This is a genomic window from Streptomyces longisporoflavus (assembly GCF_014649775.1).
In the GTDB taxonomy this organism is placed as follows: Bacteria; Actinomycetota; Actinomycetes; order Streptomycetales; family Streptomycetaceae; genus Streptomyces; species Streptomyces longisporoflavus.
In genome coordinates this window covers 1-21,331 of record NZ_BMTR01000024.1, presented here as the reverse complement: position 1 = coordinate 21,331, position 21,331 = coordinate 1, and the positions used below count along the sequence as shown (strand labels likewise).

The window sequence follows — 21,331 nt, the reverse complement described above, 5'->3', positions numbered from 1 at the left end:
ATGCGCGCGAGTGCCCGCAAGCACCGCCGGGCCCGCCACAGGACGCGGCTTGTAGAAGGACTCCTCCAGGTAGGGGGCCTCTGCAATACCGCTCCCGGGCAACCCGCCACCATTCCCGGCCCGCTTCAGACGGACGGCCCCCGGCTGATCTGCACGACGCGCAAGCAGCGCCCGCACGACGTACAAGCGGCGCCCGATGTACTCGTAATCCCCGGCTCGTCACGGCAAGACGAGACCGTCGGTGACCTTGTACAGCAGCTCGCTCATCTCCGTCGCCACCGCACGTGCCTCCTCGTCCGTCGCCGCCGCACCCATCGCAAGCTCCAGCTCGTGGATTCGGGCCGCGGTCGCCGGCACCCGGTACCGCTCTACCCACATGGACCACCTGCTCAGAAACACAGACGTGGCCACGGCATCACCTCTGGACCGGGCGAACTCCTCGTCGAACACGGCTGTCCGCTCTTCATCCAGACGTTCCACCGCCTTCCGCAACGCCGCTACGGTCACCGCGGAGCGGGGGACCACGGGCTCCGAGGAGGACGGGTCGAACTGCTGGTCAGACACTATGGACTCTCCTTGGCGAGAGAGGAATCGAACCGGCACGGCAGGGCCGAAGGGGGCCCACGCAGCACACTCTCGCGCGGACCGAGATCCCATGGCCGGAATGGGCGAACTCGCCCGGAAACAACACGGCTTCTGGACGATCAGGCGGGCGGGCCAACGGCGCGAGGGCAGGGCGCCGGCCCCCCGATCTGCGAGCGGCGGAGTCTCCCCAAGGGGCCCGCGCCTGCCCGGCTAAACTGGTGATCACTGTTTTAGGAGATCCACCGTGCCTACCCGCCCCCGCGTTCTGTTCGTGACCGACCTCGCCTATCAGGCCCGAGGCCGACGCTACTGCGACGAGGACATCTTCCTGTCCTCCCGGCTGGGTGACGCCTTCGCCATCGCCTTGTGCCACCCTATGGACGCCGCCGGGCTGATGGACGCGTTCGACGCGGTCCTCGTCCGCAACAGCGGTCCCGTGCTGCACTACCAGGAGGCCTACGACGCCTTCCGGGAGCAGGCTCTGGCACGCGGCACTCGCGTCTACAACCCGCTGTCCGGGCGGGGCGACATGGCCGGCAAGCAGTACCTGCTGGACCTGACCGCCGCCGGGTACCCGGTCATCCCAACCGTCGACCGGCCCCGGGACCTCCACCTGCTGCCTGCGACCGCGCAGTATGCGGTCAAGCCGAAGGCGGGCGCGGACTCCATCGGCCTGGCCTTCGCGCCCGCCGACCAACTCGGTGACCTGGTCGACGGCGACGTCCTGGTCCAGCCGCGCATCGACTTCCGCTACGAGGTGTCCTTCTATTACGTCGACGACGCCTTCCAGTACGCCCTCTACGCCCCCGACCCCTCCCGGCGCTGGGAACTCGTACCGTATGAGCCCACCGAAGCGGACCTCGCCTTCGCCCGGCGGTTCATCGACTGGAACACTCTCGATCACGGCATCCAGCGCGTGGACGCCTGCCGCACACGAGAGGGCGACCTGCTTCTGGTCGAGCTGGAGGACCTCAACCCCTACCTCTCCCTGGACCTGATCCCCGAGCAGACCCGGCACGCCTTCGCGACCAACCTGACGGCTTCCCTGCACCGCTTCCTGGACGCCTGAGCGGGCAGGCACCCTCTCAACCACTCCGCGCGCTATGCCCTATTCGGGCAGCTGCTCCGTGTTCTGGTTGGCCGTGAGCAGCCAGCGCCCGTCCTCCTTGGCCATCACATATAGCGGCGAGGTCGGGTTGCCGGTCGGCTCGCCGTCCAGTGTCAGGTACTGGCCGCGCGCCTTGACTGCCGCGACGTCGGGGCGGATGAAGAGCACATCCACCAGTTCGTAGCGGACCGAACCGTTCGCCATCGCGCCGGGCAGTGACTTGTGTGTGAACGCCGCGATCTCCTCGAGTCCGGTGAGCAGCTTTCCGTGTGCCGTCGTCCAGATCGCGTCGGACCGGAAGAGGCTCAGGAATTCGTCGGGGAGCTCGTTGACCTGCGAGTGCTCGATCGTGGCGATGACCCGCTCGATCGCTTGGAGATCGGCGGATCGTGCGAGTGCGTCTGTTGTTGCTGTGGTTGTGTTCATGAACATCAGCTTCTGACCTCAACCGGGCTTGAGGTCAAGCGAGTTGGTGCACTGCTCCCAAGAAGTCGTGTTCCGGAGCTAGAGACGCGCACCGGTCAGGGAGTTCGTCCGTCAGGGCTGCGAAGGGCACGCGGTGGCGCCGCGTCCTGTTCCGTGAGGTGGCTGTCCATGGTGGTGTTCAGGTCGGCCATGAATGCTTCGACCTGCTCCAGGAACTGGCGCGGGTAGGGCGACATCGCGGCGTCGAGACGGTGGGCGAGCGGGCCGAAGAACTCGTCCGCCCGTTCCTGGATGTGTGCTCCGCTGCGCAGCGTGACGACGCGCCGGTCGGAGTGTTCGCGGGCCCGCGTGATGTGCCCCGCCGCTTCGAGACGGTTGAGGAGCGCGGTGGTGGCGCCGGTGGAGAGAGAGATCCGCTCGCTCAGCCGCGCCGGCGACAGGGGGGTGCCGCGCTCCTCGGCGGCGGCGATCTCAAGGACCGCGGTCGCATCCGTGGAGTGCAGGCCCAGCCAGGCGGCGAAGCGCCGGCTGAGCTCGGCGTAGTGGCCGCCGTAGATCCTCAGCGACTCCATCAGCCGCTCACGCTGCTCCGCGACACCGTCGCGCACTGCTTCCTTCACGTCTGCGCCCTTCGCTCCTGTCACGCGGTCCGCACGGTCATCGCGCTTTGACAACCTACCGCGACCACTTTACCTTCACCGTGGAATTACTTCACCATGGAGGTACCTAGCGTGCGCGACCCGTCCCCCACCCCTGACGCGACGACCGAGCCCTATCGATGGCGGTGGCTGATCCTGGCGGCGATGATCGTCGCGGAGATCATGGATCTCCTGGACGCCTCGATCGTCAACGTCGCCGGACCGGACCTGGAGAAATCCCTCGGTGCCGGTTCCGTCGGACTGCAATGGGTGATCGGCGGCTACGCCCTCACCCTGGGCGCCGGGCTCGTGCTCGGCGGCCGGCTCGGCGACCGCTACGGCCGGCGCCGGATGTTCCTGATCGGACTCGGGGCCTTCACCGCGGCCTCCCTGCTGTGCGCGATCGCGCCGAACATCGAGTCGCTGATCGTCTTCCGCCTGATTCAGGGCACCGCCGGCGCGATGCTGCTGCCCCAGGGCCTGGGCCTGCTGCGGGAGAACTTCTCCGGCCCCGAGCTCACCAAGGTCTTCGCGATCTTCGGGCCCGTCCTGGGCCTGGGCGGCATCATCGGCCCGGTCCTGGGCGGCTTCCTCATCGAGGGCGACTTCTTCGGCCTGGGCTGGCGGTCGGTGTTCCTGATCAACCTGCCCATCGGGATCGCGGCGCTGATCGTCGCCGCGAAGTTCGTGCCCAAGAAGGCGGGCGACCGCACGGTACGGGTCGACATGACCGGCGCCGCCCTGGTCGTGGTGTCCTGTGCCCTGCTGGTGCTGCCGCTGAACCAGGGGCAGGAAGGGGGCTGGCCGCTGTGGACGTGGCTGTCCATGGCCGCCTCGGTGATCGGCTTCGCCTTCTTCGCCCTTCAGCAGCGCCGCACGGCCGCCGCCGGCCGCGAGCCGCTGGTGACCCCGGGCCTGCTGCGCAAGCCGGCCTTCACCGTCGGCCTCGGCGGCATCGCCCTGTTCTTCGGCGGACTGATCGGTACCCAGCTCGTGCTGACCCTGTTCCTCCAGATCGGCCGGCACTTCACCGCCGGTGACGCGGGCCTCGGCAACCTGCCCCTCGCGGTGGGAACCGCGATCGGCGGCGCCATCAGCGGCGCGTTCCTCGCCGACAGGATCGGCCGCAAGGTGCTCCAGATCGGACCGCTGGTCCAGCTGGCCGGCGCGGCCGTGCTGTGGTTCGAGCTCGACGGACTCGACGCCGACTCGTTCTCGATCTGGGACATCGCTCCCGGCGTGGCGGTGGCGGGCGTCGGCGCCGGCATCGTGATCGCCGCCCTGTTCAGCTTCATCCTGGCCGCGGTCGACGACGACGAGATCGGCTCCGCCTCCGGTGTCCTGTCGGCCGTCCAGGCGGTCGGCGGCTCCGTCGGCGTCGCGGTCTTCGGCTCGGTGTTCTTCGCCCGGGCCAAGACCGGTGACTTCACCGGCGGCTTCCACCGCGCGCTGATCGTCCAGGCATGCCTGCTGGCGGTCTTCCTCGCGATCACCTTCCTGCTGCCCAAGAAGGGCCGCCCCGAAGAAGAGCAGCACGGCGCCACCCCCGACACGGCTGCCGACGGCTCCGGCACCAAGCAACACCTCAGCGTCTGAGCGCCGGTCGGCGGGTGGTCGAGCGGCGTGTCAGCGCCTTCGCACCGCACCGAGCTGCGAGCGGTCGAGGCCGGGGTCGGTGAACCCCCGCGCGACGGCGTGCAGGACGCGGGCCATCGTCTGGGCCGCGGGTGTGGCGGCGCGCTGGGCCGGGGTGGCCAGCAGGATGCGGCGGGCGGGCGGGGCGGTGTCGGGAGACCGGTCATGGGACAGGGGCAGCAGGCGTACGTCACTGCGCCGGTTGGTCAGGGCCAGCCGGGGCGCAAGAACCAGGCCGAGGCCGGCGGCGACCATCGCCTGCGCTTCCTGATAGTCGTGGGAGGCGTAGGCGATGCGCGGTTCGAATCCCGCCTGACGACAGGCGCGCCGCAGCACGTCCGCCACCGGGTGGTTCTCGGCACGGATGATCCACTCCTGTTCCGCGAGATCGGACAGCCGCACACGATCGGAGGCGACCAGCGGTGAACTGGTCGGCACGACAAGGACCGTGGGGTCTTCGAGGAGTGGTGTGAGGATCAACTGGTCGTCGTCGATGCGATTCCAGTCGTAGTCCCACAGCAGCGACAGCTCCACCTCGCCGGTGTGCAGCATCTCCCGCAGCTGGGCCAGCACACCGGCGCGTACGACCGTGCGCACCTGCGGGTGGGCCCGGCGGAAACGGGTCAGGGCCAAGGGCAGCAGCGAGGCGCTGGCGGTCGGGAAGGATCCGAGGGTCACCACACCGCGGTCCAGATGACCGAACGCCTCCAAGTCGGCCTCCGCCGCCTGTAGTTCGCGGCGAATGGTGCGGCCCCGCTCGGCGAGCGCGGCGCCGGCCGCGGTGGTGCGCACGCCGCGCGGCAGCCGCTCGATCAGCGGCTGCCCGGCCTCGCGCTCGAGCAGCGACATCTGTTGGGAGGCGGCGGATGTGGTCATGGACAGCGCCTCGGCGGCGGCGGTGAGCGAGCCGCGCTCGGCGACCTCGGCGAGCAACAGCAGTCGGCGGACATTGAGCATGCAGAGACTTTAGACCAGCTAAAGCCTCCTCAAGAAACAAGACATTGTGCTCAAGACAACGGCTCTGCGAGAGTCTGCCGGACGCAGCGGACCCGCACCCGATGCGCTGAGAGAAAGACGCTCTGACATGCACGTTCCCGCAACCCTCGTACGCGGTGGGACCAGCAAGTGCTGGCTCTTCCCCCAAGTGCACATGCCTGCCGACCGCGACCGGATCGAACGCATCCTGGTCGACGCCTACGGCGCGGCGGACCCCGTTCAGCTCGACGGCATCGGCGGCGCCACCCCCACCACGTCCAAGGCGGCCGTGGTGGGCGCGAGTGCTCATGCCGGCGTCGACATCGACTATCTCTTCGCCCAGGTCGGCATCGGGACCGGCACGGTCGAGTGGGGCAGCAACTGCGGCAACTGCGCGACAGCCATCGCCCTGTACGCGGTGACCGAGGGGCTGGTGCCGCTCGGGGACGAGCGCACCCCCGTGGTCATGCGCAACATCAACACGGGCGCCGTCCTGGAAGCGGAGGTGGACACCCCGGGAGGCAGGGTGCAGGAGTTCGGGGACCGTACGGTCCCGGGCACACTGGCCGGCGGCGTGCCGGTGAATCTCACCTTCCGTCACCCTGCCGGCGCCGCGACAGGACACCTGCTGCCGACCGGCCGGCCCGCCGAGGTCCTGCCGGTCGGCGGGCGGTCGTTGACCGTGAGCATGGTGGACGCCGGCGCCCCGGTGGTTTTGGTGGACGCGCTGCGCGCCCGGCGGACCGGAGCCGAGACGCCGGAGCACATGCGCACGGACGTGCCCTGGCTTCGTTCCGCCCGGCATGCCGCCGCAGTCCGCATGGGCCTGGCCGCCCCCGGGGACGCGCCCGGTGACGCCGTGCCCAAGGTCGGCCTCGTCGGCCCTCCCGTCGCCTACACCACCACCCTCGGCGAGCAGGTGGGCGCGCACGAGTACGACGTGTCCGTACGGATGCTGTCGATGAACTCCCCGCACCCGGCCATCGGCCTCACCTCCGCGGTCGCCGTGGCCGCCGCCAACCTCGCCGCGGGCACCGTGGTGGCCGAGGCATCCACCGCCACCGGCGGCCTCCTGCGCATCGGCACCCCCGCAGGCGTGCTGTCCGTGGAGCCCTCGGGCACCGGACCGGACCGGGTCACCGTCGCCCGTGCCGCGCGCGTGCTGTGCCAGGCCCGCATCCTCGTACGCGATCCCGCGCTGTCGGCCGCGGCCTGACCCCCGCCCCCTCCCCCGGTGAGCCGCAGCCACCGGGCCCTCTCGCCCGCCCCGCCCCCGCAGGACAAAGAGGACAATGATGTCTCCTGAGCTGGTTTCCGTCGGCGCGCTGCTCGTCATGTTCGTCGTCGGCACCGTCCTGCCGATCAACATCGGCATCCTGGCCTTCGTCGCGTCGTTCGCGATCGGCACGACGGCATTGAACATGACGGAGGATCAGATATTCGAGGGGTTCCCCGTGGAACTCTTCCTCACCATCGTCGGCGTCACCTACCTGTTCGCCGTGGCCCGCCGCAACGGCACGGTCGATCTTCTGGTGGCCTCCGGAGTCCGCCTGGTCAGGGGCCGTACCTCCCTCATCCCCTGGGTGCTGTTCCTGCTGGCCGGTGTACTGACGTCGCTGGGCACCTTCACCCCCGCCGCCGTAGCGATCCTGGTGCCCATCGCGATGAACTTCGCCTTCCGCTACGACATCAACCCGCTCATGACCGGGATGATGGTGATCAGCGGCGCCCACGCCGGGGCCTTCTCGCCCATGGCCGTCTCGGGAGCCCTGGTGCTCGGCATGGTCGACGACACCGAACTGTCCGTCGCCCCCGCGACCCTCTTCTTCGCCAGCTTCGCCGTCAATCTCCTGCTGTCCGTGCTGACCTTCGCTGCCCTGCGGCGCCGCACGATGACGGCGGATCCGACCGCGCGGCCGGAACAGGAGACGGCCGACGGCGACACGGCCGCACAGCCGGCCACCTGGCACCAGTGGGCCACGCTCGCCGCCCTCGCCGGCCTGGTGGTGTGCGCTCTCGGCTTCCGGATGCCGATCGGTGTCCTCGCCCTGGCCGCCGGAGCACTGCTTGCCCTTCTGGACATGAAACGCCAGGAGAAGGCGGTGGACGGCATCAGCTGGCACACCCTGCTGCTCGTCGGCGGCATGATGACCTACATCGCGATGCTGGAGCATGCCGGGATCATCGAGAAGATCTCCCGGCACGCGGCCGACTTCGGAGCCCCGCTCGTCGTAGCCCTCCTGCTCTGCTTCACGGTCGCCGTCACCTCTGCCTTCGCCTCCTCGACCGCGATCCTCACCGCGATCATCCCGATCGCCGTGCCGCTGCTGCTGTCCAGCCACCTCAGCACGACAGGCCTGATAGCCGCCCTCGCCGTCTCCACCACGATCGTCGACGTCTCACCGTTCTCCACCAACGGAGCGCTCGTGCTGAGCAACGCCCGGGGAGTGGAGCGGCGCGGCTTCTACCGCCAGGTCCTCGGCTACACCTGCGGCATCGTCGCCGCGGGGCCGGTGGTGGCCTGGGGCGCTCTCGTCCTGCCCTGGTCCTGAAGCCGGCCGGCGGCGTTCAGGCGCCCGGAAGGAACAGGCAGAACGGGTGGCCGTGCGGGTCGCTCAGGACCCGCACATCCTTCTGGGGCTGATACTCCCGCAGCGTCGCGCCCAGGGCGCAAGCCCGCTCGGTCTCCGCCTCCAGGTCGTCGACCTGCAGGTCCAAGTGCGCCTGCATCTGTTGAGTGCCCGGGCGCTGCGGCCACGTCGGAGCAATGTGATCGCTCTCCAGCTGGAAGCTGAGACCGGGCCGTTCCCCGTCCGGGGGCTTCAGGCGGACCCACTCCGGGCTTCGCTCGGCTTCCTGCCAGCCGAGCATGGCCCGGTAGAAGTCGGCCAGCGCGCAGGGATCGGGAGTACCGAGAACAAAAGCACCGAGCGTTGCAGTCATGTCGTAAAGCCTTGCCCCAAGGACCGCCCTTACGCATCCTGGCGCCCCGCCGCCCCGTCTCCGCCCGCGCACCGAACGCCTCCCCCAGCGAAGCGGAATGTCCTCACGAGGGTCCCACGGCGGCCTCCTGCGCGTCGAGCAACTTCCTCCCCGTGCGCGGCCACCCCAGCACAAGACGCCTCGAGCGGCGCCAGCATGCTGCGGCCGAGGTCGTCAGCGCGTACTCCACCCGCCGCTGCGAGCCGTCATACACGGTGCGCGACACCAGGCTGGAGCGTTCGAGGCCGCGCAGCGACTGCTTGAGGGACTTGGGACTGATGCGGGGCAAGCACGCGGAGTTCGGAGAAGCGGCGCGGCCCGTCGCGCAGACAGCGGATGACCAGAGCCGCCCACTTGTCCCCGAAGCGGAACGGCACGGCTGCGGAGGGGCACAGAGGTATTCCGAAGATGCGCAACATCGTTGTGTTCGGCGCGGGCGGCCGGGCGGGGCGCAGGGCCGTCGCCGAGCCGCGCCGGCCGCTACAGCCTTCGGGAGTCCGGCGACATGATGGCCCGCATCTCCTACGACGACTTCGCCATCGCCCTCTTGGACGAGATCGAGGCCCCCCGCCAGCACCGGAGCCATCCGGCCGTGACCTGAGGGCGAGTCGTGAGGGCGCAGTTGTCGCGCCCCCGCCGACCGGGCAACGACTCCCGTACCGGCGCGCTCGTCGAACCGTGGGGCCCTGCTCGGTCAGCTCGGCGGCGCATCGTCGAGCCGCGTCAACTCCGCCGCGCTCAGCGCGAGGCCGGCGGCCAGGGCCGAGTCCTTGACGGAAGCCGGGCGACTGGCTCCCGGCACCGGGATCATGGCCGGGGAACGGGTGAGCAGCCAGGCCAGGGCTATCTGCTGGGGGCTTACGTCGCGCTCGGCCGCGACGTGATGAAAGGCCGTGCCCGCGCTGGTCGCGTCCGACGGGCCGTCCAGGGAGCTGCGGGAGATGCCGCCCAGCGGACTCCAGGGCAGGAAGGCCAGCCCCAGTTCTGTGCTCAGCCGCAACTCGGGCTCGCTGCCGCGCACGGCGGGAGAATACTGATTCTGCACGGAGACAAGTCCGTCGCCGAGGATCGCGTGCGCCTCGCGGATCTGGGCGGTGTTCACGTTGGAGATCCCGGCCGCGCGGATCGTGCCGGCGTCGAGCAGTTCGGCCAGTGCCCCGACGGAGTCGGCCCAGGGCACCGCCGGATCCGGCTTGTGCAGTTGATAGAGACCGATGGCCTCGGCACCCAGCCGCTTCAGGGATGCCTCGGCGGCGCGCTTGAGGTGTCCGGGGGCGCCGTTGACCGTCCAGCTGCCGTCGCCGGGCCGACCCCGGCCGCCCTTGGTGGCGACCAGGACGCCGGAGGTGTCGCTGCCGTAGCGGGCGAGGGCACGGGCGATGAGCCGTTCGTTGTGGCCCTGCTCGTCGGCGTGCCAGTGGTAGCTGTCGGCCGTGTCGATGAGCGTGACGCCCGCGTCGAGGGCGGCGTGGATGGTGGCGATGGCCCGTTCCTGGTCCGGCCGTTGCTCGATGGACAGCGGCATGGCGCCCAGCCCTATGGCGCTGACGGTGGTGTTGGCGATGGTGCGGTACCGCATGGCGGGTGTGCTCCTTCTAGGTGGCCGGGACAGCGTCCGCGTCGAGGGCTTCGGTGATCGCGCCGGGCAGCCAGTCGGTGACGCGGGAGAAGGAGAAGCCCAGTTCCTTCGCACGGGCGTTGCTCATGGCGTAGTGGCGATCGAAGGAGAACGGCGAGGCTTCCTCTCCCGCGGCGACGATCCGGTAAACGGGTGCCCGGCCTGCCTGCGCCGCGATGACGGCCACCAGAGCGCGTACGTCGAGCAGCCCGTCGGAGCAGGCGTTCACCGGGCCGGTGAAGTCGCCGCCCGTGGTCGCCCACAGCAGCAGGTCCGCCAGCTCCTCGTAGTGGATGAATACCGTCGGCAGCACCGTGGCGTGCACCGCGATTCGTGTGCCTTGGCCGACGCGCTCCGTGTAGTGCGCCAGGCGACCGGTGAACTCCCGCACGCCGCCGCCCAGTACGTGGGCGCTGCGCACGGCGGCGAAGGCGAACCCGCCCTCCCGGGTGAAGAGGGCCTCCGCCTGGCGCTTGCCCTCGGCGTAGTGGGCCTCCAGGTACGCCGCGTCGTGCCAGGGGAGGTCCATCTCCACCCGCCAGGCGGCGGGGTCCACGACGTCTTCCGGCACGGGTGTGCCGTGCGGGACGCAGGGCAGTGCGGCGGTCGCCGGGTCGTACACCTCGATCGTGGAGGTCATGACGTACCGGGCGGTGCGGTCGCGGAAGACGCGGGCCGCGACGGCGGCCTGCACGGGGGTGTAGCAGACCTGGTCGACGACCACGTCGAAGGTGCGGGAGCCTAGGGCGGTGAGCAGGGCGTTCTCGTCGTCGCGGTCGGCGACGAGATGCTCGGTGCCGGGGAGCGGCGGGGTGGATCCGCGGTTGATCACAGTGACTTGGTGGCCGGCCTCAACCAGGCGCCGCACCAGGAGCTTTCCGAAGTACCGACTGCCTCCGATGACACAGATTCTCTTCATGCCCCGATCCTGGAGGTCTACTGTCAGCAGCAGAAGTACCGGCTTACTGGTTGCGTATTAAGGAAAACTGTTGATCGATGTGCAGCGGCTCCGCGTTCTGCGGGCAGTGGCGGAGCACGGCAGCTTCAACCGGGCGGCGGCAGCGCTGCGCCTCACCCCCTCGGCCGTCTCCCAGCACGTGGCCGTCCTCGAACGCAGCCTCGGCACGCCGGTCGTGGCCCGCAGCACGCGCGGGGTCACCCTCACCCGGGCCGGCCGGATCATGGTCCAGGCCGCCGAATCGGTCACCGCGGAACTCGCTTACGCACAACAGCAAGTGGACCGGCTCGGTACGGGGCGCACGCAGCTCACCGTCGCCACGTTCACCAGCGGCGGCCGGGTTCTGCTGCCCGGTGCTCTGGCCCGGCTGACGGCAGCCCACCCCGACACCGTGCTCCATGTCAGAGAGGGCGAGCCCGAAGACAGCCTGGCGCTGGTCCGCCAGGGGGCCGTGGACCTCGCGCTCGCCTACCACTTCGACGGGCCGCTGCCCGGCCAGGTGCGCCAGAACTCCGGCGTGCAGTGGACCGCACTTCTCGAAGACCCCTTGCACGTGGTGCTGCCCCAAGGACACCGACTGGCCGGCCGCGCCGCACTCGACATCGCCGAGCTGGCAGCCGAGCCCTGGGTCCTCGGCTGCCTCAAGACAGAGGCCTACCTGCGGCGTTACGCCGAGCGCGCCGACTTCGTCCCGGAGCTGCGCGGCACGACGACCGACTACTTCTTCGCCCGCTCGCTCGTCGCGGCGGGCATGGGGGTCTCACTGATCCCCTCCATCGCACTGGCCCCACAGGTGCCGGGTGTACACACCCTCCCGCTCAAGGACCCGGCACCGGCCCGGCACATCGGCGTCGCCACCATCGCCCGCCGCCGCGACCACCCCCAGCTCACCACCCTTGTCCACGCCCTCCAGGAACAGGCAACAGCACTGGACCTCGGGTGACCCGGCGCTGAGGTCCGCCAGGTACCGCGGTGCAGCGGTCTCGGTGCCGCGTGTTCACGGCAGGAACGTCACGGCGGGGAAGGCTTCGGACGGTCCGTCGAGCAGGTCTTCCCTGCGGTGGCGCAGGTGCTGGTCGAAGAACGCGAGCGGATACGCCTGCTGGATCCGCACCGCCTGGTGGGGGTCGAGGGTGCCGATCACATCCTCGAGCTGCTGCCGGCTCCATCCGTACACCTTCGCCACCTGGGGGAACAGCGCCTCATTGTCGCCGTAGGAGATGTGGGCGGCGCCCCGGGCCTGGATGTCCAGCCGCCAGCCCTTCAGCTGCGACCAGAACGCGGCAGCCGCGGGATTCGTGGCCCGGGTGAACTCCGCGGACATCATCATGAACGGCCGGTACAGGTCGCCGGTCAGCGGCGGCTTCATCTGCATCGGGCCGTCAAGACTCAGCCCGGCCCGGATCCGCTCGTCCGCGAGCATGGCGCATGCCGTGGCCGTCCCGCCCTTCGACCAGCCGAGCGCGCCCGTACGCCGCGTGTCGAGAGAGCCGAGCAGCCCGGCCGGCAACTCCCGTCGGTCGGCGTCGGGATTGGACCCGGCGGCGAGCTGTTCGACGCAGTCCAGGACGAAGCGCAGATCAGCGGCGAAGTCCCCGGGCAGCGTCGGCGCCCGCTCGTCGTCGAGAGGAACGGCGATCCGGCCGTCGGGGAACTGGGTGTAGGTGTCGTATTGGTGAGCCACCGTCACCACCGCGTATCCGTGACTGGCGAGCTCCTGGACCATGAGCGTGTGATCGCCCTGGTGGCTGTGCGCGCCGTGCGAGAACACGACCACAGGCAGCCGCCGGCCTATCCGCCGCACCGGAGCACCCGCATGGCCGGCAGTCAGCGGCCCCATCGAGGCCAGCTCGCCGAGCCCGGCGTCGGCGAGGAACGCCCGGAACGCGCCGGGCGGCATCCAGGGCGCCACGGGGTAGCGCCGCACGTCCCGGGCGGGATACCAGATGGTGGCCATCAGCTCGCGGAAGCGGCCGTTGCCGGCGATGTCGTCCGGACGCGTCCGGTCGACGAGGTGCAGTTGGACCGTGCCCACCGGGTGCGGCCCCCTCGGCCCGGGCAGCGTCAGCCGCCTCGCGGCCGGCCCGCCGACGACCGGGCCGGCCCACGCGGGGCCCGCCACACCGGCAAACGGCACGGCCGCTCCGGCGGCCAGCGCGGCTCCCAGCATGTGCCGGCGCGTCAAGCCTCTCGGGCTGATGAATGGCGTACTGGACATGGGCCCTCCCCTGGTGACAGACCGTCAACCGTGCCCCGCGGCCGGCCCGCGGACACAGCACGACGCTGCCACATACCCCTCCCCCGCAGCATCGGCCCACCGATCAACTACACGCCGCCCACACCAGCCCACGGGCCTACGCCCCTGGGCCAATAAATCGGCAGTGCCGTCCAGCTGCGAACGCCACCCCGGTCACCCCCGCTCGCAGTTCATTGGTCAGTCAGCTTCCGTCAAGGCCGCGTGCGCGGCGGTGAGAATCCGCTCGGACAGAGGGGAGCCCTGAGTGGCCCGGGACAGGACCAGCGCGCCGAACAGGGTGCACAGACGCACGAGGCCATCCTGGTCGGCATCGGCGAGGAAGTCGGCGAAGTCTGCCACCCCCTCGGCGTAGACGCGCCGGGCCTCGTCTCCCCCGCCCCCGCGCGCGATGTCGGTGGCGAGCCCGGCGACCGGACAGCCGTCGGCCGCGTTGTCGCGATGTTCGACGGAGAGGTAGGTGTCGACCAGCTTGCGCTGAGCGGCGGAGCGCTGCCCCTCGTACTGCTCGCGTCCGGCGGCGTGGCGGCGGGCGAGCTCGGCGAAGGCGTGGGCGGCGGCCTCGTCCACCAGCGCCTCCTTGGAGTCGAACTGCTTGTAGAAGGCGCCATGGGTCAGACCGGCCGCCTGCATCAGATCGGCCACACTCACCTGCGTGCCCTGCTCCCGGAAGAGCCGGGAGGCGGTGTCCACGACCCGCCTGCGGTTCTCCTCCGCCTGCGCCTGCGATACGCGACCCATGGCCACCTCCTATGTAGATCCGTATTGGATGTCGACTGGCATCTATCGTAGACTCCCATTTAGATTATGCATGTAATCTAAAAACGTGATGCGGGTGCCGGACGTCGCCCGCCGGAACCGGGAAGCAGGATCAGGCATGGAACTCAAGAACGCGGTCGCCGTCGTCACCGGCGCCAACCGGGGCCTCGGCCGGCACCTGGCCGCCCAGCTCGTGCAGCGCGGCGCGAAGGTGTACGCGGCGGCCCGCCGCCCCGAGACAGTCGACCTGGCCGGCGTCACGCCGCTGCGCCTGGACGTCACGGACGAGGCGTCGATCCGCGAGGCCGCCCGCGTCGCCTCCGACGCGACGCTGCTCATCAACAACGCGGGCGCCTCCACCGGCGCCACCCTGATCGGCGGCGACCTGGACGAGGTACGCCGGGAAATGGACACCAACTTCTTCGGTCCACTCGTCGCCAGCCGCGCCTTCGCCCCTGTCATCGAGGGCAACGGCGGCGGCGCCGTCCTCAACGTGCTGTCCGTCCTGTCCTGGCTGCACCCGGCAGACCTCGGCTCCTATGCCGCCTCCAAGGCCGCCGCCTGGGCCCTGAGCAACGCGAGCCGCGAGGAGCTGGCGCCGCGCGGCATCACGGTCTCCGCGCTGCACGTCGGCTACATGGACACCGACATGGCCGCGGCCGTGCCCGCCGACCAGAAGGTCTCCGCCGCCGACGTCGCGGGCCAGGCCCTCGACGGCATCGAGAGGGGCCTGCCCGAGATCCTCGCCGACGAGCTGACCCGGCAGGTCAAGCAGGGCCTGGCCACCACGCCGCCGCCGAACGCCGCCTGAGCCCTCCGGGGCCCGGCGGCGCTCCCCCGCCGGGCCGCCCCCTCCCGGCCGCACCGGCAGGCCGCGCGAGCGAAGACCAGAGCACAGACTGAGTCCTGCCGACCACCCCGGAACGAACGAACACCCCGCCCCCACACAGCCGGGAAGCGAAATGGAGACGACGATGAAGGCCTACATGGTCGACACATACGGCGACGCGTCCGGCACGCGCACCGCCGAGATCCCCGACCCCGTCGTCGGCACCGACGATGTCCTCGTCAAGATCCACGCGGCGAGCGTCAACCCACTGGACACGAGGATCCGAAACGGCGAATTCAAGGCGATCCTGCCCTACCGGCTGCCCCTCGTCCTGGGCAACGACCTGGCCGGCACTGTCGTCCAAGTAGGCTCGTCCGTCACCAAGTTCGCGGTCGGCGACGACGTATACGCCCGCCCCGACAAGGACCGCATCGGCACCTTCGCCGAGCTCATCGCCGTCCACCAGAACGACCTGGCCCCCAAACCCGCCACCCTCACCATGACCGAGGCCGCCTCCCTCCCCTTGGTCGCCCTCACCGCCTGGCAGGCCTTGGTCGAACGGGCCCACGTACAGCCGGGCCACAAGGTGCTCGTCCACGCGGGCGCAGGCGGCCTCGGCTCCATCGCCGTGCAACTCGCCAAGGCACTCGGCGCGCATGTGGCCACCACCGTCAGCACCGCCAAAGTCGGCCTGGCCGGACAACTCGGCGCCGACGAAGTCATCGACTACCGCACGCAGGACTTCGAGGCCCTCCTGGACGACTACGACGTCGTCCTGGACAGCATCGGCGGCGACAACCTCGGCAAGTCCCTGCGCATCCTCAAGCCCGGCGGCACCGCCATCAGCGTCGCGGGCCCGCCCGACCCGGCCTTCGCCCGCGAACTCGGCGCGAACCCCGTCCTCCGCCTCGCGATGACCGCACTCAGCTTCAAGACCCGGCGTCGGGCCAAGCGCCACGGCGTGACGTACTCGTTCCTGTTCATGAGGGCCAGTGGCGACCAACTCCGCGAGCTCACCCCCCTCATCGAGACCGGAAGGATCCGCCCCGTCATCGACCGCGTCTTCCCCTTCGACGAAACCGCCCAGGCCATGGAGTACGTCGAAAACGGCCGCGCGAAGGGCGGCAAGGTGGTCGTCGTCATGCCTTGAGAACAGGTCACGAGCATCGCTCGGCTGCAGAGACCGAGGTGTACTACATCACAGCCGGGGGTTGCAGGCAGGCGGCCAGCCAGTCCCGGGTGAGGGTGATGCTCGAGGTCTGGCCGAGGCCGGCCAGCTGTCCGCTGTCGTTGATCTCGCTGGGGTCCACGTAGCCGTCGTGCTCGACCTTGGGGGTCAGCAACCAGATGCGGCCACCGTCGGCCAGCGATTCCTTCGCCCTGACGAGCGTGTCCCTCAGGTCGCCGTCGTCCCTGCGCCACCACAGGAGAACGACATCGACCGCATCCGCATATTCTTCGTTCACGACCTCGGCCCCGGTGACCTCTTCGACCGACGCGCGCAGCGCCTGGTCGCACTCCCCGCCTCGGCCGAACACCAGAACAGTCTGGGACGGCTCAAATCCGAGGCGCTCTGCCAGGTCTCGGCTGGAACTCGCCTGCTGCGCTGTCTCGGACACCTTTACTCCCGTTCGCTTTTCACCTGCGTCGGCGGCGGCATCGGCGGCGCCGATACCGGAGTCAGCGGCCGAGGGCCTTGGCCAGTTGCTGCTTGTTCATCGACGACCGGCCGTCGATGTTGCGCTTCTTGGCCTCCTCGTACAGCTGGTCCTTCGTCGGCCCCTGAGACCCGCTGTGGGAGCGCTCGCCGCCCCGCTGGGAAGCGGACTTCCTGTCCCGGGTGGAGGTCTTGCTCGCCGACTTCGACTCACCGGAACGGGCCCGCTCCTTGTTCACGGTGCGCGCGGCGATCTCCTTCGCCCGCCCCTCGGAGGTACCACGCTTCTCCGCGCCCTCCTTGATGTGCTCGTACTGACGCTCACGCTTCTTGTTCGAACCCTGCGGCATGACGTGCTCCTTTCGGGTGGGGCGCTGCATGGCCCAACTTGCGACGACCTTCCGCGTACCCCCCGACCGGCGCTTCTCACGGATCTCTGCGGCGTGCTTCCATCAGATGCGGGACGTGGGGGCCGTGCGAGCAGACAGCGACCGAACGGATGAGCCCGGAGCCCGTTCAGCGGACAGTTGCCGAGCCAGCACGAGGTACGAGGCACCGGTCATGCCTCGCCGGTCACGCACGTACCCAGTCCTCGAGAGTGTCGCTGGTGTGCTGAACCTCTTCCATCAGGCGGGTCGCCTCCACGACCAGAACGCCGTAGGGACGAGCGGGGTCGGCCAGCGGCAGCTTCTGGGACTCGGCTTCCCCCGTGACTTCCCGGCGCCGTGCTTGTGCGTCGCAGGTCAGTTCGGCCAACTTCTTTGCTTGGTCCGTCAGATTCTTCTCGTCCAGGGTGCTCAGCGCTTCGGCTATCTCGGAGATGGCTTCGAGGAAAGCCGCATACCGGCTCAGGAAGTCGCGGTAGTGGTAGTCGTTCTCCTCCTGCCGCCACTGGTCGAGACTCCGCGTCAAGGAAGCCAACTGGTGCAGGGTCCGCTCCAGCGCATTCAGCACCGTTTCGTAGCCTTGGAAGGAGACGTGGCCGCGATGCCGCTTCAGCAGTCGCCGGGGGTTGTAGTGGATGCTCTCCTTGGCGCTGTTCAGGCCGGCCCTGGCCTGCGAGATCAGGTCATCCGGCTGCGCGGCGCGCTCGCGCCACCGGACGATGGTGCCCTCCTCCGGCGCCCCGTCGCGCAGAGCGGGGTGCATGTCTGCCGTCAAGTCCCGGAGCGCACGGGCGAGAATGCGCACGCTGTGCTCGGCGCTGCGGTAGCGCAGCGGCGGGGCGATGGTGACGTTGACGGCGGTGCCGATGGCGCAACCGATGAGGACCAGGAGCACGATCTGTCCCAGCTGGGTGATGCGGGTCAGATTGTCGGTGGCGCTGCTGTAGGTGGAGAACGCGAAGAACGCGGCGGTGGCAACCTGTGGCCCCTGGACCCCGAGCACCCGTGAGCGGCCGATCGAGAGAGCGATGACCGCCACCAACACGAAGGTCAACAGATCGGGCCCGGCGAGGAAGCCGAGCGCGGCCTGCACGGCCACTCCGGCCGCGACCGCGCCGACGTAACGCAGGGACTGCGCCACGGACTGATAGACCGTCACATACATGATCATCACGGCGGAGAACGGCGCGAACGCCGGCGACTGCGCGTTAAGAGCGTAGAAGGAAACCACCCAGGCCAACGAGGCCGCCAGAGTGCTCTTACCGGTCAGCAGCAGGGTGTCGCGTTCGGAGCCCGCGTGGCCAATGGCTCTCCCCCACCACTGCCCGGCCCGCACGATCCATCCCGGCGAGCCCTGAGTGCCCGGCTTGCCAACCCCCATGTCGACACACACTCTCCTTCCTGTACCTGGACACACTCTTGCCCCGGTCGGAGTACCGCGCATCGACCACCCCATGCACACGGGATCAGGCAGGGGGACGGGTTGCGGTAATCGGTTCAGGGGGCGGCGAGTACACCGACACCGGGCGCCCGCACCGCGAACGGCATGAAGTCGGCTACCTCGCCAGTGCCGGCACCCGCAGTGTCCGGGGGCCTCGACGGCAGACCGCTCTCCTCGAAACCCTCAGCACCCTCAGCGTGCGGCCACAGTGAACATACTGCCCTGCGAATCACAGAGAGTAGTCGTCGCGTTCTCCCGGTCGCTGTGGCGCACGACTGATCCGCCGTGGCGGAGCGCCGCACGAACTGTGGCGTCCGGGTCGGTGACCGTGAAGTAGACGTCCCACCGGGGCAGATCCGCCGGATCCGGCGCCCCGCCGACCCCGCCCGAACCCAGGCGGGCAAGCACCTTCCCCTGCTGGCGCAGGACGACTTCGTCGTCCTCGTAGTTCACCTCGCAGCAGCCGGGCCGTTCGCAGGCCCAGTCCAGGACCTGGCCGTAGAAAATGGCCGACTGGAAGGCGTCGGGCGATCGCAGGCGCAGCCAGACCGGCGCGTCCGCACGCCAGGAGTGCCAGTCGGAGATCAGCTGCCCCTCCCAGATACCGAACACGGCGCCATCCCGGTCCGCCGCCAGCGCTCCGCGCCCCACCGGGAACCGCAGCGGCCCCACCGCTACGGTGGCGCTGCGCTCACGGATCCGGGCGGCCGTCTCATCGGCGTCCTCGACCGCGAAGTAGGGAGTCCATGCGGCGGGAACCCGCAGAGCGGAGGCCAGGGCGCCGATACCGGCCACGGGCCTGCCCTCGTGCAGGGCGACGCGGAAGTCCTCGCCCAGACTCGCGGGGCGGAACGTCCACCCGAAGACGGCGCTGTAGAACGACTCCGCGGCCGTCAGGTCGTGCGTCAACAAGCTCGCCCAGCACGGCGCGCCGACGATCTCACGACTGGTGGTCGCCCCGGCGGCGGAGGCAACAGATCTGTGTTCGGTCATCGCACTCACTCAGCGTTCCATGAACAAGGAGGCGAGGCAGCGGATCGGCTGCCCCGAGAACCCTGCGCGCGGCCCGCGCCAAACCAACCAACTGGCCTGTTTGCCCGAATACGCCCGCGCTTGCCATGCTATCCACCAAAAGAGCCTGCTGGGGCCACGAGGCGCGGCGTTCCGCCCGCAGCGCGCTCAGACCAGGAGGTGGCCGCCGCCCCAGGACCCCTGGAGCGGCGTCGACGAAAGGGAGAAGGAAGCGATCCGTCCGCCGCCGCTGATCGGGCGCGCACAGCAATCGACCAAAGGTCTAGACCAAGCAGCCGACCACGCAAAGTCGTCACCCGCTACCCGCGCCGCGTTCGAGTCGTACGCGGTGCCGACCGTCACCCGCGGACTGCGCCGCCAGCTAGACGTTGACCTCACCGGTACGCCGCAGGGCGGCGCGGCGGCGCAGGCGCATCGGCAGTACGTACCAGCAGAATCCGAACCAGAGCATGACCGTGCCGACGAGCACTTCGGCCAGCACGCCGGGAACCACCAGACGCAGAATCAGCAGCAGCGTGCAGCCGATGGTCAGTGCGAGCAGCACCATGCCGAAGATCATCAAACGGCTTGCCGCCTCGACCACATCGTCCTTCATGCGCTGACCGGACAGGAAGCGGTGGATGGAGACGGGTGCTATCAGCGAACCCGTCGCCGACGCGCCGAGGACGACCGTGATCACGTAGAGGACCCGGCCGAACGTGTCCAGGTCCCTGAAAAGAGGAGTGAAGGCGACACTGAGCAGGAATCCGAAAAGGATCTGTACCCCGGTCTGGGCGACCCGGGTCTCCTGAAGGATTTCGTTCCAGCGCCGATTGACTCTCTGACGTGCGTACTCCGGCGGTTCAAAGCCGTGTTCCGGAGCACCGCCCTGGCCCCCGCGACAGGCTGAGGCATTCACGGTGAACTCGACCGACTGCTCCGTCATGGACATGGGCTCCTCCAACGTACCGAGAAACCGAATGCCCCATTCGGGCCGCTTCATGCAGGCCTCCCGGCAGGGCAGGCGCACCGGTTTCGTGCTCCCGCCCCAGCCTCGTCGAGGCGCACGCGAGACGGTGCGCGGCGTCGGTCAGGCTGTGTGCTGGTACGCCGGGTAGGTGATGTACCCAGCGATCGGCCGAGCCGGGCTCTCCCGTAGACGCAACGACAGGCCGTCGCCACCTTGCTTCCCGGCGCGTTCCCGCCGCCGCGGCAACAATGGAGGGATGAACACTGCAGAGCTTTTGGCGGACGCGTTCGATCGTGTCCGGGAGGAAGTGCATGCTGCCGTCGAGGGCCTTTCGCCCGAGGAGCTCGCATTCCGTCCCGACGACCAGGCCAACTCGATCGTCTGGCTGGTGTGGCACCTCACCCGCGTCCAGGACGACCATGTCGCTGACGCGGCCGGTCAGGATCAGGTGTGGACGGCCCGGGGCTGGGCCGACCGGTTCCAACTGCCGTTCGGCGAGGAGGAGACGGGCTACGGGCACACGGCCAAGCAGGTGGCCTCGCTCACCGGCGTCTCCGCCGACCAGTTGCGCGGCTATTACGACGCCGTCCACGAGCAGACGCTCTCCTTCGTGCGCACGCTCGACGACGCGGCGCTCGACCGCGTCGTCGACGAGCAATGGACGCCGCACGTCACCCTCGGCACCCGGCTGATCAGCGTCATCGGCGACGATCTCCAGCACACCGGCCAGGCCGCGTACGTCCGGGGCCTGCTGGAACGCCGTTGACACATGGGCTCCACGGCCGTCGCATCCGCCGGGCGGGCGCGCAGGACCGCACTCGGTCATTGAGCAGGTCTTTGGCCGGGATCCGCGGCTACGCCGGCTGCATCCGCCGCGTCGGCCGCGTCATCGTCGCCGCCGTGTGCCGATTTCCCTGCCGAACTGATCGGTTCCCGCCAGGGTTCGGTCGTGGGGCGATCGGGCTGCGGGGTCCGCAGTTCCGCCAGGTGGCCGACGATGATGGCGTGCATGGCCTCCGGGGTTTCCATGTCCGGCCGCATCGCCGCGTGGACGGCGAGCCCGTCCACCAGGGCATGCAGCCGGGCGGTCTCCCGGTCC

The 21,331-nt window shown here is 69.7% G+C and carries 24 protein-coding genes; 8 read left to right on the top strand and 16 right to left on the bottom strand.

Going from position 1 to position 21,331, the window contains the following annotated elements; translation table 11 throughout:
* Positions 1-219: 219 nt before the first annotated feature.
* The gene (locus IE226_RS34590; protein ID WP_190085418.1) at positions 220-564 is read right to left on the bottom strand and encodes a hypothetical protein; all 345 of its coding nucleotides are present in this window, start codon (positions 562-564) and stop codon (positions 220-222) included.
* Between the two features lie 265 nt (positions 565-829).
* On the opposite strand from IE226_RS34590, the gene IE226_RS34585 reads away from it, so the two are divergent.
* On the top strand, positions 830-1,654 hold the full coding sequence (locus IE226_RS34585) for an ATP-grasp domain-containing protein (protein WP_190085417.1): 825 nt from the start codon (positions 830-832) through the stop codon (positions 1,652-1,654).
* Between the two features lie 39 nt (positions 1,655-1,693).
* On the opposite strand, the gene IE226_RS34580 is transcribed toward IE226_RS34585, so the two are convergent.
* Together IE226_RS34580 and IE226_RS34575 are read right to left on the bottom strand one after the other, a co-directional pair.
* Complete coding sequence (locus tag IE226_RS34580) at positions 1,694-2,119, bottom strand: SgcJ/EcaC family oxidoreductase (RefSeq protein ID WP_190085416.1); 426 nt, start codon at positions 2,117-2,119, stop codon at positions 1,694-1,696.
* A gap of 95 nt (positions 2,120-2,214) precedes the next feature.
* A complete protein-coding gene (locus IE226_RS34575) occupies positions 2,215-2,691 on the bottom strand; it encodes a MarR family winged helix-turn-helix transcriptional regulator (RefSeq protein WP_190085492.1) in 477 nt (158 codons plus the stop codon).
* Between the two features lie 144 nt (positions 2,692-2,835).
* Here IE226_RS34575 and IE226_RS34570 point away from each other — a divergent pair, with 144 nt between their 5' ends.
* Positions 2,836-4,353 (top strand): MFS transporter, encoded by a 1,518-nt coding sequence (locus IE226_RS34570; RefSeq protein ID WP_190085415.1) that lies wholly within the window; start codon positions 2,836-2,838, stop codon positions 4,351-4,353.
* A gap of 30 nt (positions 4,354-4,383) precedes the next feature.
* Here the strand turns inward: IE226_RS34570 and IE226_RS34565 are convergent, their stop codons facing one another.
* Positions 4,384-5,349: a LysR family transcriptional regulator gene (locus IE226_RS34565; protein ID WP_190085414.1), complete on the bottom strand. Its 966-nt coding sequence runs from the start codon at positions 5,347-5,349 to the stop codon at positions 4,384-4,386.
* Between the two features lie 127 nt (positions 5,350-5,476).
* Between IE226_RS34565 and IE226_RS34560 the strand changes: the two genes are divergently transcribed.
* Together IE226_RS34560 and IE226_RS34555 are read left to right on the top strand one after the other, a co-directional pair.
* Positions 5,477-6,583 carry a PrpF domain-containing protein gene (locus tag IE226_RS34560; RefSeq protein WP_190085413.1) on the top strand — a complete coding sequence of 369 codons (1,107 nt, stop codon included), beginning with the start codon at positions 5,477-5,479 and terminating at the stop codon, positions 6,581-6,583.
* A 76-nt stretch (positions 6,584-6,659) separates the two neighbouring features.
* Positions 6,660-7,919: an SLC13 family permease gene (locus tag IE226_RS34555; RefSeq protein WP_229871716.1), complete on the top strand. Its 1,260-nt coding sequence runs from the start codon at positions 6,660-6,662 to the stop codon at positions 7,917-7,919.
* Positions 7,920-7,935: 16 nt separating this feature from the next.
* Here the strand turns inward: IE226_RS34555 and IE226_RS34550 are convergent, their stop codons facing one another.
* The 4 genes from IE226_RS34550 to IE226_RS34535 form a co-directional block, all read right to left on the bottom strand.
* Complete coding sequence (locus IE226_RS34550) at positions 7,936-8,310, bottom strand: VOC family protein (RefSeq protein WP_190085412.1); 375 nt, start codon at positions 8,308-8,310, stop codon at positions 7,936-7,938.
* A gap of 103 nt (positions 8,311-8,413) precedes the next feature.
* Positions 8,414-8,638, bottom strand: coding sequence for a winged helix-turn-helix transcriptional regulator (locus tag IE226_RS45130; RefSeq protein ID WP_308429580.1), 225 nt, complete (start codon positions 8,636-8,638; stop codon positions 8,414-8,416).
* Positions 8,639-9,043: 405 nt separating this feature from the next.
* Positions 9,044-9,928, bottom strand: coding sequence for an aldo/keto reductase (locus IE226_RS34540; protein ID WP_190085411.1), 885 nt, complete (start codon positions 9,926-9,928; stop codon positions 9,044-9,046).
* Positions 9,929-9,944: 16 nt separating this feature from the next.
* On the bottom strand, positions 9,945-10,886 hold the full coding sequence (locus IE226_RS34535) for an NAD-dependent epimerase/dehydratase family protein (protein ID WP_190085410.1): 942 nt from the start codon (positions 10,884-10,886) through the stop codon (positions 9,945-9,947).
* Positions 10,887-10,956: 70 nt separating this feature from the next.
* Between IE226_RS34535 and IE226_RS34530 the strand changes: the two genes are divergently transcribed.
* A complete protein-coding gene (locus IE226_RS34530) occupies positions 10,957-11,868 on the top strand; it encodes a LysR family transcriptional regulator (RefSeq protein WP_190085409.1) in 912 nt (303 codons plus the stop codon).
* A 54-nt stretch (positions 11,869-11,922) separates the two neighbouring features.
* Here the strand turns inward: IE226_RS34530 and IE226_RS34525 are convergent, their stop codons facing one another.
* Both IE226_RS34525 and IE226_RS34520 read right to left on the bottom strand, forming a co-directional pair.
* Positions 11,923-13,143 (bottom strand): alpha/beta hydrolase family protein, encoded by a 1,221-nt coding sequence (locus IE226_RS34525; RefSeq protein WP_190085408.1) that lies wholly within the window; start codon positions 13,141-13,143, stop codon positions 11,923-11,925.
* A 216-nt stretch (positions 13,144-13,359) separates the two neighbouring features.
* Positions 13,360-13,920, bottom strand: coding sequence for a TetR family transcriptional regulator (locus IE226_RS34520; RefSeq protein WP_190085407.1), 561 nt, complete (start codon positions 13,918-13,920; stop codon positions 13,360-13,362).
* A gap of 136 nt (positions 13,921-14,056) precedes the next feature.
* Here IE226_RS34520 and IE226_RS34515 point away from each other — a divergent pair, with 136 nt between their 5' ends.
* Positions 14,057-14,749, top strand: a complete 693-nt coding sequence (locus tag IE226_RS34515) for an SDR family oxidoreductase (protein ID WP_190085406.1) — start codon at positions 14,057-14,059, stop codon at positions 14,747-14,749.
* Between the two features lie 163 nt (positions 14,750-14,912).
* Positions 14,913-15,917 (top strand): NADP-dependent oxidoreductase, encoded by a 1,005-nt coding sequence (locus IE226_RS34510; RefSeq protein ID WP_190085490.1) that lies wholly within the window; start codon positions 14,913-14,915, stop codon positions 15,915-15,917.
* A gap of 43 nt (positions 15,918-15,960) precedes the next feature.
* On the opposite strand, the gene IE226_RS34505 is transcribed toward IE226_RS34510, so the two are convergent.
* The 5 genes from IE226_RS34505 to IE226_RS34485 form a co-directional block, all read right to left on the bottom strand.
* Positions 15,961-16,386 carry a DUF3052 domain-containing protein gene (locus tag IE226_RS34505; RefSeq protein ID WP_190085405.1) on the bottom strand — a complete coding sequence of 142 codons (426 nt, stop codon included), beginning with the start codon at positions 16,384-16,386 and terminating at the stop codon, positions 15,961-15,963.
* Between the two features lie 61 nt (positions 16,387-16,447).
* Complete coding sequence (locus IE226_RS34500; protein WP_190085404.1) at positions 16,448-16,774, bottom strand: plasmid stabilization protein; 327 nt, start codon at positions 16,772-16,774, stop codon at positions 16,448-16,450.
* A 223-nt stretch (positions 16,775-16,997) separates the two neighbouring features.
* Entirely contained in the window at positions 16,998-18,146 is a 1,149-nt protein-coding gene (locus IE226_RS34495) for an FUSC family protein (protein ID WP_308429579.1), read from the bottom strand.
* A 297-nt stretch (positions 18,147-18,443) separates the two neighbouring features.
* The gene (locus IE226_RS34490; RefSeq protein ID WP_190085402.1) at positions 18,444-19,244 is read right to left on the bottom strand and encodes a VOC family protein; all 801 of its coding nucleotides are present in this window, start codon (positions 19,242-19,244) and stop codon (positions 18,444-18,446) included.
* Between the two features lie 400 nt (positions 19,245-19,644).
* Positions 19,645-20,208 carry a DUF6328 family protein gene (locus IE226_RS34485; RefSeq protein ID WP_373307090.1) on the bottom strand — a complete coding sequence of 188 codons (564 nt, stop codon included), beginning with the start codon at positions 20,206-20,208 and terminating at the stop codon, positions 19,645-19,647.
* Between the two features lie 280 nt (positions 20,209-20,488).
* Here IE226_RS34485 and IE226_RS34480 point away from each other — a divergent pair, with 280 nt between their 5' ends.
* Positions 20,489-20,998 carry a mycothiol transferase gene (locus IE226_RS34480; RefSeq protein ID WP_190085401.1) on the top strand — a complete coding sequence of 170 codons (510 nt, stop codon included), beginning with the start codon at positions 20,489-20,491 and terminating at the stop codon, positions 20,996-20,998.
* Between the two features lie 56 nt (positions 20,999-21,054).
* On the opposite strand, the gene IE226_RS34475 is transcribed toward IE226_RS34480, so the two are convergent.
* Positions 21,055-21,331, bottom strand: a 277-nt coding sequence (locus IE226_RS34475) for a TetR family transcriptional regulator C-terminal domain-containing protein (protein WP_190085400.1), incomplete at its 5' end; no start/stop codon positions are given.